The organism is Nocardia niigatensis NBRC 100131 (genome assembly GCF_000308655.1).
Lineage (GTDB): Bacteria > Actinomycetota > Actinomycetes > Mycobacteriales > Mycobacteriaceae > Nocardia > Nocardia niigatensis.
This window is the reverse complement of the sequence record NZ_BAGC01000071.1, coordinates 247,140-260,603: the sequence shown is the minus strand read 5'-3', so window position 1 is coordinate 260,603 and position 13,464 is coordinate 247,140. Positions and strand designations below refer to the sequence as shown.

Annotated in this window: 13 protein-coding genes; 2 read left to right on the top strand and 11 right to left on the bottom strand. The window is 68.8% G+C overall.

Features of this window, described 5'->3' with window-relative positions:
• Window positions 1-29: 29 nt before the first annotated feature.
• Window positions 30-929, top strand: a complete 900-nt coding sequence (locus tag ON33_RS30455) for a methyl-accepting chemotaxis protein (RefSeq protein ID WP_040862531.1) — start codon at window positions 30-32, stop codon at window positions 927-929.
• A gap of 100 nt (window positions 930-1,029) precedes the next feature.
• Here ON33_RS30455 and ON33_RS30450 read toward each other — a convergent pair whose 3' ends face one another.
• The 6 genes from ON33_RS30450 to ON33_RS30425 form a co-directional block, all read right to left on the bottom strand.
• Window positions 1,030-1,683, bottom strand: coding sequence for a ribonuclease H family protein (locus ON33_RS30450; protein WP_040862530.1), 654 nt, complete (start codon window positions 1,681-1,683; stop codon window positions 1,030-1,032).
• 10 nt (window positions 1,684-1,693) lie between these two features.
• Complete coding sequence (locus ON33_RS30445; protein WP_040862529.1) at window positions 1,694-2,194, bottom strand: SRPBCC family protein; 501 nt, start codon at window positions 2,192-2,194, stop codon at window positions 1,694-1,696.
• Between the two features lie 50 nt (window positions 2,195-2,244).
• Window positions 2,245-3,453, bottom strand: coding sequence for an L-2-hydroxyglutarate dehydrogenase (gene lhgD / locus ON33_RS30440; RefSeq protein WP_245550845.1), 1,209 nt, complete (start codon window positions 3,451-3,453; stop codon window positions 2,245-2,247).
• Window positions 3,450-4,223 (bottom strand): hypothetical protein, encoded by a 774-nt coding sequence (locus ON33_RS30435; protein ID WP_157184792.1) that lies wholly within the window; start codon window positions 4,221-4,223, stop codon window positions 3,450-3,452. Before ON33_RS30435 ends, lhgD begins: the two co-directional genes overlap by 4 nt.
• A 423-nt stretch (window positions 4,224-4,646) precedes the next feature.
• Window positions 4,647-5,438: a TIGR03084 family metal-binding protein gene (locus ON33_RS30430; protein WP_040862526.1), complete on the bottom strand. Its 792-nt coding sequence runs from the start codon at window positions 5,436-5,438 to the stop codon at window positions 4,647-4,649.
• Window positions 5,439-5,524: 86 nt separating this feature from the next.
• A complete protein-coding gene (locus tag ON33_RS30425) occupies window positions 5,525-6,880 on the bottom strand; it encodes a DUF445 domain-containing protein (RefSeq protein ID WP_040862525.1) in 1,356 nt (451 codons plus the stop codon).
• Between the two features lie 208 nt (window positions 6,881-7,088).
• On the opposite strand from ON33_RS30425, the gene ON33_RS30420 reads away from it, so the two are divergent.
• Window positions 7,089-8,180, top strand: coding sequence for a metallophosphoesterase (locus ON33_RS30420; protein ID WP_040862524.1), 1,092 nt, complete (start codon window positions 7,089-7,091; stop codon window positions 8,178-8,180).
• Here the strand turns inward: ON33_RS30420 and ON33_RS30415 are convergent, their stop codons facing one another.
• The 5 genes from ON33_RS30415 to fadD11 all read right to left on the bottom strand — a co-directional run bounded on the left by ON33_RS30415 (window position 8,181) and on the right by fadD11 (window position 13,450).
• Window positions 8,181-9,188 (bottom strand): zinc-binding dehydrogenase, encoded by a 1,008-nt coding sequence (locus ON33_RS30415; RefSeq protein WP_040862523.1) that lies wholly within the window; start codon window positions 9,186-9,188, stop codon window positions 8,181-8,183.
• Between the two features lie 59 nt (window positions 9,189-9,247).
• The gene (locus ON33_RS30410) at window positions 9,248-10,087 is read right to left on the bottom strand and encodes an alpha/beta fold hydrolase (RefSeq protein ID WP_040862522.1); all 840 of its coding nucleotides are present in this window, start codon (window positions 10,085-10,087) and stop codon (window positions 9,248-9,250) included.
• 53 nt (window positions 10,088-10,140) lie between these two features.
• Entirely contained in the window at window positions 10,141-10,713 is a 573-nt protein-coding gene (locus ON33_RS30405) for a TetR/AcrR family transcriptional regulator (RefSeq protein ID WP_040862521.1), read from the bottom strand.
• Window positions 10,706-11,557, bottom strand: a complete 852-nt coding sequence (locus ON33_RS30400; RefSeq protein ID WP_040862520.1) for an alpha/beta fold hydrolase — start codon at window positions 11,555-11,557, stop codon at window positions 10,706-10,708. The genes ON33_RS30405 and ON33_RS30400 overlap by 8 nt, the downstream gene beginning before the upstream one ends.
• Before the next feature lie 96 nt (window positions 11,558-11,653).
• Complete coding sequence (fadD11, locus tag ON33_RS30395) at window positions 11,654-13,450, bottom strand: fatty acid--CoA ligase FadD11 (protein WP_040862519.1); 1,797 nt, start codon at window positions 13,448-13,450, stop codon at window positions 11,654-11,656.
• Between the last annotated feature and the right edge of the window lie 14 nt (window positions 13,451-13,464).

Below are 13,464 nucleotides of genomic sequence, written 5' to 3'. Positions count from 1 at the left end.
CGCAGCGCACCGGGAAAGTGATCGAATAGATGTCGGACGACGCTGCCCAGGACAAGAAAACCGAAGACGATTCCATCGCCGAGGCCGATGCCCAGAGCAGCGCCGAGCAGCCCGCCGAGCAGCCGGAGCTGAAGAAGGAATCCGACGAGGCGACGACCGAGGTCGAGCAGCCCGCCGCGACGGCGGAGCAGCCCGAGGCCGACACGGCGGTCGTTCCGGTGGCGCAGGCCGCCGAGCCCGGACCGGATGCGGCCAAGGCCGAGCCGGCCGCCGAGAAGAGCAGTGCGGCCGAGAAGTCCGGGCTGGGCTCCAAGGTCGCGGTGCCGATGGTCGCGCTCATCGCGCTCGGGGTGCTGCTGGTCGCCGCGCTCGCGGGTCTGGGGGCGTTCTGGTGGCAGTCGCACACCAAGAGCAACGAACTCGCCGACCGCGACTCGGCCTCCAAGGCCGCGTGCGATTTCGCGCGCGCGGTCTCGGTCTACGACCAGTCCACCTGGAACGATTTCGGTCCGCGCGTGCAGGCGCTGGTCACCGGCGAGTTCAAGCAGATGTTCGACCCGATGGCCGGCGACGTGAAGGACATCCTGTCCAGCGCGCACGCCAAGTCCTCGCTGAACGTGCTGCGCTGCGGCTGGGAATCGGGCGACGGCGACAAGGCGTCGGTTCTGGTGAGCCTGACCCAGACCTCCACCAACGACTTCCACGCCAAGCCGATCGTGCTCACCATCCCGACCTACGTCGAGCTGGAGAAACACGACGGCAAGTGGCTGGTGTCGAAGTTCCAGCCGGTCTACGCCGGTGACGAGAACCCACTTTTCCCGGGTGCGACCGGCGGCGGCGACCAGCAGGGCGCGCAGCCCTCGGGCCAGCCCGCGCCCTCCGGTCAGCCCGCGCCCGCCAGCCCCGCGGCGCCCAAGCCGGGCAACTGATCGGACGCACCGGCTCACGAGAAAGGGCCCGCCTCCGGCACTTCCGGAGGCGGGCCTTTTTCGATGTCTTGGCAGGTGAGAGGGTGCGCGGGGGCGATGCTCAGAAGAGCGTGAGCGCCTCGGAGGCAGGCGCTTTGGCGGCCGCCGCCCGGCGGCGTGAGGTGGCTGCCGCGGAATGCGCGGTGGCGCCGACCTTCTCGGCCTGCTCGGGCGGTGTGACCACCGGCAGAGGCTCGGTCTTGGGGTCCGTCACCGGGATCGGGGCGGTCGGCGGATCGAAGGGTTCCACCGGATCGGGGCCGTCGGAATCGGTGGCGACACCGGAGGCGGCCACCTTCCGCGCGGCCTGGCCGGCCAGGCCGTCCGCCTGCTCGTTGAAGTAGTTGCCGACGTGCCCGCGCACCCAGCGGAACCGGACCGGGCCGGGGCGGGAGGCGATGGCGCGGTCGATCTGCTGGATCAGCTCGAGATTCTTGACCGCGCCGCCGGTGGAGGTCTTCCAGCCATTGTTACGCCAGCCGTGGATCCACTCGGAGGCGCACTTGATGGCGTAGAGCGAATCGCTCTCGATGAGTAGGGGTTCGGCGTCCGGGTGGGCCCGGACGGCCTCGAGGAGCGCGCGTAGCTCCGCGATCTGATTGGTGCCCGAGGGCGCACCGCCGCTGGCCGAGCCGCCCGCATGATTGACCCAGGCCCAGCCGATCGCGCCGCCCGGGTTGCGCAGGCATGATCCGTCGGTGCTCACGATGATCATGCGGCCTACCCTACGCGATCCGGCCGACAAGATCGGTGCCGTGGAATTCCTCTATCTCCCTACGCAATTGCGACTCGGTCCGGTGGACGGTGGCCTGCACCACCGCGGCCAGCATCTTCGACAGCAACTTGCCGGTGAGACCGCGTGGCGCCCAGTACTCGGTTTCCGAGGTCAGCACGGCGCGTCCGTACCCGAGCGGGTCGAAACGCAGGGTGATGACACAGAAGTTGGAGCATGCCGACGCCGGCTTCCCCTTCCGGCGTCGGCGCAGTGTGTACTCGATGACCGCGTTGCGGCGGTAGTCGGAGATCTCACACTCGATCGTGGGATGCCACAGGCCGACTCGGAGGGTCACGGCGAAGACGGCTCCGGCACCATGATCGGAATCCCCGATCGGCTCGAAGGCGACCACGCCGAACGCCCAGTCCGGCACGAACTGATGGTTGTCCGTGTATGTGAACGCGACTTCCACCGGTGCGCCGACATCACTCGCGTACTTGAAATGGCCCATAGGCTGCTCCCTGTCCCACGGCTGCCTCAAAAGTACTACAGCAATCCTATTTATTGAGCGAACTTGTCCAATCGGTCCGTTATGTACTCGGCGATGGGCAGGGCGGAGGTGGCCGCCGGGGAGGGAGCATTGAGCACGTGAACCGAGCGCGGGGTGTGCTCGAGCAGGAAATCGTGGGCCAGCGCGCCATCGCGCAGCACCGCCTGGGCGCGGATGCCCGCCTCCCTCGGCAACAGATCGGCGACGGTTAGCTCGGGGCAATAGCGCCGGCATTCGGCCAGGTAGCCGCGCTTGAACAGAGAGTTGCGCATTTCCCGCAGGCCGGTCCGGACATTGGCGGCGGCCACCCGGTGAAAACCGCGGTAGCCCAGGATCTCCCGGGCGTCGCGGAGGTTCACGCTGCCCTTGCGGTAGCCCTCGCGGGCCAGGCCCAGCACCGCATTCGGCCCGACGGTCAGGGCGCCGTCGATGGTGGGACTCAGATGCACGCCCAGGAACGGCAGTTCGGGATCGGGGATCGGATAGATCAGGGTGCGCACCAGATCGCTGCGCTCCGGTGGCAGCTGGTAGTACTCGCCCCGGAAGGGCACGATGCGCAGATCGACGTCCAGGCCCGCCAGCCGGGCCATCCGATCGGCCTGCAATCCCGCGCACACCACCAGCCGCCGGGCCTGCCAGGTACCGGCCGGACCGGAAATGGTTACCGCCGAGTCGGTTTCAGTGAGGGCGGTGACCTCCGCGTCGACCACGATCTCACCGCCGGCCGCGCCCACCTGCTGCGCCAGCGTCCGGGTCACCAGGCCGTAGTCGATGATCCCGGTGCCCGCCACGAACAGCGCCCCGACCCCGGTGATCCGCGGCTCCCGCCGCACCAGTTCGGCGGCGTCGAGCAGCTCCACCTCGACGCCATTGGCGACCGATCGCTCGTAGAGCGCCAGCATCCGTGCGTGCTCGGCGGCATCGGTGGCCACCAGCAGTTTTCCGCACACCCGGAACGGAATGTCGTGCGCTGCGGCGAATTCCTTGGTGAGCTGTGCGCCGCGCACGCACAACCGCGCCTTCAGGCTGCCGGGCTCGTAGTAGATGCCCGAGTGGATGACCCCGCTGTTGTGGCCGGTCTGGTGCAGGCCCAGCTGCCCGGCCTTCTCCAGCAGCAGCAGGCTCGCCCCCGGATGGCGTTCGAGAATGCGGTGCGCGGTGGCCACCCCGACGATGCCGCCGCCGATCACGCAGTAGTCGTACACACCGGGAAGTCTCACACAGCGACGATGGCCGAGTCTTCCCCTGCGGTGAGGCCGTCCACGCCGTGCGCGGGAGTGTCGGTCGCGCCGTGCGCGGGAGTGTCGCCGGCGCCGTGCACCGGAGTGTCCGCCGCGGCCGGGGCCGGATGGCGCGCGATCTGCACGCCGTAGTTGCCGATCGCCGGGTCCGACAGGGTCAGCGTCACGTCGCCGTGGCTGTCCACATCGGTCCGCAGCCGGGTATTGGCGCTCGGATCGCCGCTGATGCCCAGCTGATGCCCGAGCGGGGTGTTCAGCAGGACGTCGGCGAACGTGGCGAAGACATTGGTGTCGACGGTGAGCGTGGCGGTGTGCTGGGCCGCGGCCACCTGCGCGCCCACGTAGGCCGTGCCCAGCCGGAACTGGCCGCCCAGCGGGTGGGGCACCTCGGACGCGGTGGTGGCGCCGGTGCCCGGGGTGCGGGCCGGAATCACCTGCACGAACGCGGGATCCAGGACCCGGTTGGTGAAAAACGAAGTCAGGGCGACCTTCTCGGCGATCGGTTCGGCGGACTGGACGCCCGGCTGAGCGGCCGCGCCCGGCCCGGGCTCGAGGAGCGCCGGATGGTTGCCCGGCGCGCCTGTGGCGAGCTTGCCCGGCTGCTGGGCGATCTCGTTGGCGATGTAGGAACCGGCGGCGACGGTCAGCCCGATGCTGGCCATGCTGGCGGTGACAATGGCGCTGTAGCGGAACATCTGGGCCGTACGCCGGGTCGACCGGGCGGCCTGTGTCGCGAGTTGATGCGACATGACTGGTGCGTTCCTTTCCCTCTCCCCTGGTCCCCTGCACCCCGTCCGACCCCTCGGACGCGCGACGACCCGCACCATTGAAAGTCGTACGCCCGTCCAGGTTACGGTGGCGGCGGGTAACACACGCCGCGGGTGAGACCAGGATCACATCCTGGAATGGCCGGGCATCACGAGGTTTTCAGCGGCGAAAGACTGGGTAAAAAGCTGGTAGCGGCGAGCGCCAACTCGACTGCCATCGAAGAGACCTCCGGCCAACGGCGTCCGGTCGGCACCAGGCACGGCGCACCCAGGCTGGCGCTCGCTCGCTCCTTCTCGGGGAGCGGTGGTGATCCCAAGGGCCCGATCCTTGGAAACCCGTTCCGCCGAGAACGAAGCCCCTGTGGGAATTGGGGATTCTGGTCGGAGGCCGGGATGGACGGCGGGTCAGGCGAACTGGCCCGCCGTTCGGCCGCTTCCGGGGGGACCGGCGAAAGCCTGTGCCAGACCCAGCCATTCGCGGGCGTCGTCGCCCACCACGTTCAGGTCGAGATCTTCGAGATGCCGCCGCTGGGTGACCAGCAGGCAGAAATCGAGGGCGGGACCGCTGATTCGCTGCGCGGCCTCGGCCGGACCCCAGGTCCACGCGCTGCCGTCGGGGGCGGTGAGCTCGATATGGAATTCCTCGGCGGGCGCGGTCTTCCCGTGTGTCAGATACGCGAAGTTGCGGGTCCGCACGCCGATGTGCGCGATATGCCGCAGCCGTGCCGTGGGTTCCCGGGTGATGCCGAGCGTGTCCGCCACGTCCTGTCCGTGCGCCCAGGTCTCCATCAGCCGGGCGGTGACCATGGAGGCCGGGCTCATGGGCGGCCCGAACCAGGGCAGTTTGGTGCCGGCCGGAACTGTGCGCAGCGCCTCGACCAGGGCCGCGCGATCCCGTCGCCAATTCGCGAGCAGTTGCGGCGCAGGGATTTTCGCGCCCTCCTCGGCGGCCTCGTCGACGAAGGTGAGCGCCTTGGGCAGGGCCGCCTGCACCAGTTTGTCGAATTCGACCGCGTCGGTCGCGGAGATTGCGGCGACCTGATCGGTCCAGTTCAGGTGGGCGATCTGATGGGCGATGGTCCAGCCGGCCGCGGGCGTGTCGCGCTGCCAGGCGGCCGGATCCAGGTCGGCGATCAGCCGATCCAGATCGGCGCATTCGGCGGTGAAGTCGGCGAGCAACGCCTCGAGATCGGCCACCGGGCCAGCATCGCAGCCCCACCGGAAAAATGCAAGCACGCGTGCTTGATTTCCGGCAACGCTCGAACTTTGCGGTAAAGGGCTGTCTACCAGCCGAAAAGGATCAGATGCACGGCCCCGACCACCAGGCCCAGCGCCGCACCGTGGAGATACAGCAGCCAGGCGTCCTGCTCGACCGACGCGTAGAACATCTCCATAAACTCGCCCGGGGTGAGCTGCTGCAGTTTGCGGGCCGCGAACTCGTCGATCTTCTTGGCCTGGGCGGCCGCGAATTCCGGGTCGTCGGCCAGGCTCGGGGCCAGGCCCACCGCGGCGGTGGTCGCGCCGACCGTCAGATTGTCGAACTGCCGCTTGCCGAAGACCGTCCGCACCACCGAGTGGGTGGGACCGAGCTGGCGGTGGATCTCCTGGGAGATGAGCCGCTCCAGCAGCTGCCGGGTCTTGTCGCCGTTCGGGCCGTCGAGCAGCTCGCGGGCCAGGTTGGGCAGCGTGAGCACCTGGTAGGCCAGGATATTGGCGAGATCGGCCGCCGCCTCGGGCTGCCGCTTGGCCAGCAGTGCCTGCTTCCACAGGTATCTGTAGCGCGGCTGGGGATCGCCCGGTTCGAACACCATCTTCACGGCGATGACATTGACGATCACGCCGATGGCCGCGGCCGCGGCCAGGATGATCAGCCACGGCGGGATCCAGCCCAGCACCGGAATGCTCTGGTGCACATGCAGGTACAGCGCCAGCAGCAGGCCGAAGGGCGCGCCCAGCAGGCCGATGCGGACCATGAACTTCAGTTCCGGCGCGGCGATGGTGGTGGTCAGGTCCTTGAGGATCTCCGGGTTCTCCCGCAGATACCGGATGACGAAGCCCTTGATGTCGATGAGCTGGTCGACATTGTCGCCGAGCTGCTCGAAGGCGCGCCGGGCCAGGGTCGGCAGTTCGCGTTCGATGCGCTGGTAGAGCACATTGCGCACCGATTTGGGCACCGCGCCCCACAGGTCCGGGTTCTCCTTGCTCATGATCTCGTCGACCATGTCCGGCACCTGTTTGCGGCCCACCTCGGCGATGTAGTCGGCGATGCCCTCGAGGTCGAGTTCGCGAATGAAGTCCTTGGGACTGCCGATGCGCATGATGGCCACGTCCACGCAGATGCTGGCCATCTTCTCGGCGCGCGCCGGGATGAAACCCTGGAAGCCGAGCCGCTTTCCGTCGCCGGAGAACGTGGGCAGCACCTGGACGCGGCGCGGGAGATAGGGGTAGAGGATCTCCAGGCCGGGCACCCGGAAGCCCTGGAAGAACACCGGCCAGAACAGCATCAGCACGCCGGTCCAGTTGGTGAGCCAGCCGGCGATGGCGCTGAAGATCGGGAAGCTGATCAGATCGACGACGAGTTTCGGCTGGCCGGTCAGCTGTTCCCAGTCGAGGAACAGACCCGAGGCCAGTGTCGTCATAGCAGCGTCCCCCTAGTGGCCGAGCCGATGGTGAGAAAACGGACTCCCAACACTCTCATCGGTCCGAGGCGCTGTCAAAAGGTCCTGGCCTGGAAGAACGTGTCGTGTCGGAGGGCTGTTGGCAAGGTCATGCCGTCGTACTCTGCGGCGGGTTCCGGCAGCGGGAATACTGGTCAATCGACCAGCAGATTCAGGCAGGAGATTCAGCATGTCCGTCGACCGTCGTGGGTTCCTGACCGGCACGGCTGCCGCTGCCGCGGGCGTCACCGCCGTGGCCGCCAGTGCCGCGCTCGCGGCCACCGGCGCGCCCGCCCGCGCCGAGAACGCCCCGGCCGCCGGCAAATTTCCGCTCCCCGACGCCGACCGTCTGCGCATTCTCGTCACCGGTGACGCCGGCACCGGCGCGCGCCCGCAGTGGCAGGTCGCCGACGCCATGCGGGTACTGCATGCGCGCGAGCCGTTCTCCTTCGCCCTCGGGCTCGGCGACAACGTCTACGAGCAGGGTCCGTGGTCCGACGACGACGCCCAGTTCGCGGCCAAGTTCGAGGACCCCAACCACGGCCTGGACTTCCCCTGGCTCATGGTGCAGGGCAATCACGACAACTCCTCGATCCTGCCCGGCGACGGCGGCTGGCTGCTGCGCGGCGACCACGAGGTGGCCTACCACGCGCGCTCGGCCCGCTGGTTCATGCCGTCCCGCTATTACTCGGTGCGGATTCCGCAAGAGCGGCCGGTGGTCGAATTCTTCGTACTGGACCTGAATCCCATCGCCGCCTACCTGCCGCCGCTGTTCCAGCCCTACTGGGCCGCCGACGGCCAGTTCATGACCGAGCAGGCGGCCTGGCTGGATCGGGCCATCGACGAGTCGCCCGCCAAGTGGAAGATCGCCTGCACCCACCACCCGTACCTGAACAATGGGCCGCACGGGAATGCCGGGGAATACGAGGGATTGAGCATCGAGCCGATCGACGGCCGCTATGTGAAGGACTTCTTCGAGGCGCACGTGCTGGGGCGCTGCCAGTTCCTGCTGTCCGGCCACGACCACTCGCTGCAGGTGCTGGAGCCGAACACCTCGTCCAAGGGCACCCGGCAGCTCATCTCCGGCGCGGCGGCCAAGTCGGTGCACGACGAACCGCGCACCTCGGGGCGGCACACGCCGAATGACGCGCTCTACCAGAACTTCTCCGATCTCGGCTTCATGGTCCTGGACCTGACCCCCACGTCCGCCGACCTGGGGGTCTACACCGTCGATCTCTCGAACGGGCAGTCCGCCAACGCCTTCCAGCGTCGGCTGGCCTGATCAGGGCTTCAGAACGATCCGGATCGGGTTGCCCTGCTTCGATTCCAGGGAGTGCACGGCCTTGGCGGCGTCGGCCAGCGGGACGACCGCGCTCACCGACCGGGAGAAGTCGACCCGGTGCAGCCCTTGCAGTTTCACCAGCTGGGTGACGTGCTCGGGGGTGGACCCGTAGTGACCGCGCAACTGCTGCTGGAAGAAGCTGAACGCGGTGCCGCCGGTGATGGTGATGGGCTTGTCGGTGAGGCCGACGAGCACCAGCCGGCCCTGCGGGGCCAGGCAGACCACGGCCTGCTCGCGCACCGGCGCGACGCCCGCGAAGTCGAAGGCGGCGTTCAGGCCGGTGCCGGTGGCCTGGAACACCTTGGCCCGCAGGTCCGGATCGGCCGGATCGAAGGCCAGGTCCGCGCCGAAGGACAGCGCCCGCTCCCGCGCCGCGGGCAGCGGGTCGATCGCGATGATCGGCGCGGCGCCGACCAGGCGCAGCAGCTGCACCCCGTGCGCGCCCAGTCCGCCGACGCCCCAGACGCCGACGGCCTCACCGGGTTTCACGTCGGCGGTGGCGGTGATGGCGGCCCACGGCGTGGACACCGCGTCGGGAATGAAGCAGGCCTGTTCGAACGGCAGCTCGTCCGGGATCGGTACCAGGGTGTCCACCCGGGCCAGCGTGTATTCGGCCCAGCCGCCGTCGTAGTCCACGCCGCGGGTGAAGGTGGCGCCGTCGCGAAGCTCCCCGGCCTGCAAAAGCACTCGATCGCCGGCCTTCGCGGTGGTGACTCCCGGCCCGAGGGTGTGCACGGTGCCCGCGACCTCGTGCCCGAGCGTCACGACGTCGTCGCGCAGGAACAGCGGGGTCAGGGTGCCGTCGATGAGGTGCACGTCCGACAGGCACACGCCGGCTGCCTCGACTTTGACCAGTACGTGGTCCGGTCCCGGTTCCGGGATCGGCACTTCGTCGAGCTCCAGTCGGCGATTCGGTCCCAGGTGTAGTCGTGCGGCCAGCATGGTCATCGGCTCCTCGTTCCCGTTCGACGGCCCTCCCCGCGCGCCATGGTAGGCCGCGGGGGCCGTCAGCGGATGCTGTCCGCGGGCAGGTGGGCGGCGAGGAATTCGGTGACGATGGCCGTCACGTCGGCGGCCCGTTCCAGCATCGGGACATGGCCGCAGCCGTCGAGGTATTCGGCTCGCGCGGGTCGCAGTCGCGCGGTGACGGCCCGCCCGGCCGCCGCGGACAGCACACGATTCTGATTGCCCCAGATCACGCAGGTCGGCGGCAGCACGTCACGATCCGGCCAATCATCCAGGGCCGCGAACGAATCCAGGTCGCGGACCAGGTGGATCAGCGCCCGTGCCGGGAACCCCGACGACAGCGGCGCGATATACGGGCACTCGCGGTAGGCGCGCCGGGTGGTGAACCAGGACCGGGCGGTGCGCCGCGCGACCCAGCGCGGTGTGTGCCAGTCGCTCAGTGTCCGGGCGGGGGCCTCCGGCAGTGCGCGGGCCAGCCGGGCCGCCTGCCGCCAATCACCGTGCATGGCAGTGGATTCGGTGAGCGGGTTGATCGCCACCACGGCCCGGATCAGCTCCGGGTGCCGTCGCGCGAGGGTGAGGCTGACGGCCGACCCGACACAGTTGCCGACCAGGCCCGCACCGCTGAGTTCGTGATCGTCGATGAAGGCGCGGATCAGCGCGGTGTAGCGCTCGAGGGTGTATCCGTCGGCGGGCTGGGCGGAGGCGCCGTAACCGGGCAGATCGACGGCGTAGACCCGGTATGCCCGCGACAGTGCCGCGATCTGCGGCGTCCAGATGAGGTGGGAGGATCCCGCGCTGTGCAGCATCAGCACCGGCGGGCCGGCCTCCCCCTGCCGCACATACGCCATGCGGGTGCCGTCGAAGGTGAAGTCGTCCATGACACTCCAACATCGTCGTTGCCGGTGTTGGATTCATGGTCCCGCACACCGCTTCAGCGCGAGCCGATTTCGCTGAGGCCGCGGTCCAGGAACCGGATCATCCAGTCGAAACTGTCCTCGGCGTCATTGCTCCACTGGAATCCGTCGGAGGTCTGCAGCGTCGCGAAACCGTGGAACAGGCAGCGCAGGGTGCGCTGGGCGTGCACCATCTCGTCCTCGGAGACCCCGTATCCGCGCAGTACCGCCGCCATGGATTCCAGCACCCGCGAACCCGATTGCAGCAGTGGATCATCCGGCCCGCTGAACTTCGCGCCGACGGTCGCGGTGTACCGCCCCGGATGCTCGACCACGTAGTCGCGGAAGGCATTCGCGAAGGCGGCGAGCGCGGCGCTGCCGGACAGCCCGTGCATGGCGTCGCGGACCCGCTGGTCCACTTCGGTCATGGCGAGCGCGGCGATCTCGTGCTGCAGGTCGGCCAGGTTCTCGATGTGCTTGTACAGCGAGGGGGTTCGCACCCCGAGTCGCTGTGCGAGGGCGCCCAGCGCCAGATTGCCGAAACCGACCTCGTCGGCGAGGGTGGCCCCTGCGGCGACGACGTCGGTCCGGCTCAGGCCCACCCTAGGCATGATGTTCCTTCAGGAATGGCAGGATCAGCTCCGCGACCCGGTCGGCGGCCTCGAACTGCGGGTAGTGGCCGGTGCCCTCGACCAGGCCAAGGCTGCCCAGTCCGGCCGGCAGAGCGGCGACGATGCGCTGGCCCTCGGCCTCGGGGCTCGGGAAGTCCGGGTCGGCGGTGCCCATGATGATGAGCGCGGGCTGGGTCACGTTGGGCACCTGGGCTTCCGCGTCCGCGGGGGTCGACTGACCGGTCTTCATGAACTCGGCCATCCGGCCGGGCTCCCGCAGCTTGGCCGCGACCTCGCCCAGGTACTCGTCCAGGTCGGCGGGCTTGGTGGGGATGGCCACCTTCAGGTACTTCAGCCACTGGCCGAGGCTCTTGAACATCATGGTGCCCATCAGCGGGATCATGCCGCTGCGGTGGCGGGAGTTGGTGAAAAGCGCTGCGATGTCGACCTTCTGGGTCAGCGTGAACGGGTTGATCTCCACGATGGCCCGCACCAGGTCCGGCCGCTGCGCCGCGGCGATGGTGGCCGACCCGCCGGACAGCGAGTGTCCCACCACGATGGCCGGCCCGCCGCCCAGCTTCTCGATGACCGCGAGCAGATCGCCGGCCACATCGGTGCGGCTGATGGCCGCCTTGCCGGTGACCGAGGCCCATTCCATGCTCGACTCGCCGTGGCCGCGCATATCGGTGTTGACCACGCGGTACCCGGCGGCCGCGAGCATCGGGGCCAGGTGCTTGTAGACGTTGCGGTCGACGCCCATGCCGTGCGACAGCACGACCAGCGGTCCGGTGCCGATCTCGTCGTACGCGATCCGGCCACCCTCGATGTCCACGTACTCGGTCATGTCGTTCTCTCCCTAGCGAGTGAAGCTAACTGCGATAGCCATAAAGCTAATCGAGTTAGCCGAGGCCGTCAACCCCTACGCCGAAATCCGGTTCCGCTAGCGTTCGGCGGCGGTCCTCGGGTCGGCGACCTCGTAGAGTCCGTCGATCTCGCGGGCGTACTTGGCGGCGATGGCCTTTCGCTTGAGTTTCATGGTGAGGGTGACCTCCTCGCCGCCGGCCTCCCAGAACGCCGGCAGGATCCGGAAGCGCTTGATCTGCTCCACGCGGGACAGTCGCTCGTTGCCCGCGGCCACTCCCGCCTCGATGGCCTCGATGATCGCGGGGTCGGCGGCCAGGGCCGCCGCGGAGGATTCGCCCGAGTGCTGCTGCGACGCATGGCGTTCCACGGTTTCGGCGTCGAGCACGATCAGCGCCGTGTTGTACGGGCGCCCGTCGCCGATGACGGCCATGGCGCCGATGAGCGGGGTGGCAGCCTTGATCACGTTCTCGATGTGGGTCGGCGACATGTTCTTGCCGGCCGCGTTGATGATCAGTTCCTTCTTGCGGTCCACGACCGTGAGGTAGCCGTCGTCGTCGATGGTGACGATATCGCCGGTCGCCAGCCAGCCCTCCGCGTCGACGGCCTCCCGGGTCTGGTCGGGCAAACCCCGGTAGCCCTTCATCACCAGTGGCCCGCGCACGTGGAGCTCGCCGTCGGCCGTGTGGCGGGCCTCCATGCCGGGCAGCAGTTTTCCGACCGTGCCCAGCTTCGCGTCCGCGGGATGCGAGACGCTGCAGATGCAGGACAGTTCCGACATGCCCCAGATCTCGGCGATCGGAATGCCCAGTCCGGCGAAGAAACCCAGCGTCTGCGGCGGAATGGGAGCCGCGCCGGACAGCGCCCAGCGCAGCCGGTCGAATCCCAGAGCCGCCCGCAGGCCGCTCAGCACCCTCTCGTCGGCGCGCTTCCACTCCCCGGCGAGCTCGGCCGGGACGGGTTCTCCGGCGAGCTGGTGGCGACTGCGTTCGGCGGCCACCGCCATCGCCCACTGCATTGCCGCGCGCCGATCGGGATCGGGCTCGTGCGCGACCTTGAATTCGATGGCGGCCTTGAGCTTCTCCCAGACCCGCGGCACCGCGCCCCAGACGGTCGGGCGCAGGTCGACCAGGGCGGGCGCGATCTGCCTGGCGTCGGGCACGCAGGTCACCTGGGTGCCGAGGACCTCCTGCACGTACAGGGCGGTGAGCCGGTCGGCGATGTGCGCGGTCGGCATGAACGAGGTGATGGTGTCACCGAATTCGATGCCGAGCACCCCGGCGATGCCGTACACCTGGAACATCAGGTTGGCGTGGGTGGTCTCCACGCCCTTCGGATTGCCGGTGGTGCCCGAAGTGTAGATCAGCGTGGCGATGTCGTCCGGGCGGACGGCCCGCCAAGCGGCCTCGAAGTCGAAATCGGTTGCGCCCGAGGCGATCAGCTCGGACACCGGCAGGGTGCCCTCGGGTGCGTCGTCGACGCAGACGATCCGATCGAGCTCGATGCCGGTGGCCCGCAGACGCGCCACGTACTGCGATTCGCACATCACCACGCGCGCATCCGCATTGGCGAGGACATGGGTCAGTTGCTCGACCGGCAGCGTGTTGTACACCGAGAACGAGGTCGCGCCCAGGTGCTGCGCGCCCACTTCGAGCGGATAGAACTCGACCCGATTGCTCATCATCAGCGCGACCGTGTCACCGCGGGTGACGCCGAGTCCGGCCAGCCCCGCGGCGACTTCCCGTACCCGGCGGCCGTATTCGCGCCAGGTCATGGTCTGGGTGTCGCCAGGGGTGCGCAGCGCGATCGCGTCGGGCGCGATCGCCGCGGTGTGCTGGAACGCCGCGGGCAGGGTATCGAAGCGGAATGCGTTCACGGAGCGTGCCTTTC

What these genes read in the sequence shown, in the direction of transcription:
- ON33_RS30415 (WP_040862523.1), bottom strand. Translation starts at nt 9,188, where the DNA reads ATGACCATGCTGGCCGCACGACTACACCTGGGACCGAATCGCCGACTG.
- ON33_RS30455 (WP_040862531.1), top strand. Translation starts at nt 30, where the DNA reads ATGTCGGACGACGCTGCCCAGGACAAGAAAACCGAAGACGATTCCATC.
- ON33_RS30445 (WP_040862529.1), bottom strand. Translation starts at nt 2,194, where the DNA reads ATGGGCCATTTCAAGTACGCGAGTGATGTCGGCGCACCGGTGGAAGTC.
- ON33_RS30410 (WP_040862522.1), bottom strand. Translation starts at nt 10,087, where the DNA reads ATGGACGACTTCACCTTCGACGGCACCCGCATGGCGTATGTGCGGCAG.
- ON33_RS30420 (WP_040862524.1), top strand. Translation starts at nt 7,089, where the DNA reads ATGTCCGTCGACCGTCGTGGGTTCCTGACCGGCACGGCTGCCGCTGCC.
- ON33_RS30405 (WP_040862521.1), bottom strand. Translation starts at nt 10,713, where the DNA reads ATGCCTAGGGTGGGCCTGAGCCGGACCGACGTCGTCGCCGCAGGGGCC.
- ON33_RS30450 (WP_040862530.1), bottom strand. Translation starts at nt 1,683, where the DNA reads ATGATCATCGTGAGCACCGACGGATCATGCCTGCGCAACCCGGGCGGC.
- ON33_RS30435 (WP_157184792.1), bottom strand. Translation starts at nt 4,223, where the DNA reads ATGTCGCATCAACTCGCGACACAGGCCGCCCGGTCGACCCGGCGTACG.
- ON33_RS30400 (WP_040862520.1), bottom strand. Translation starts at nt 11,557, where the DNA reads ATGACCGAGTACGTGGACATCGAGGGTGGCCGGATCGCGTACGACGAG.
- ON33_RS30425 (WP_040862525.1), bottom strand. Translation starts at nt 6,880, where the DNA reads ATGACGACACTGGCCTCGGGTCTGTTCCTCGACTGGGAACAGCTGACC.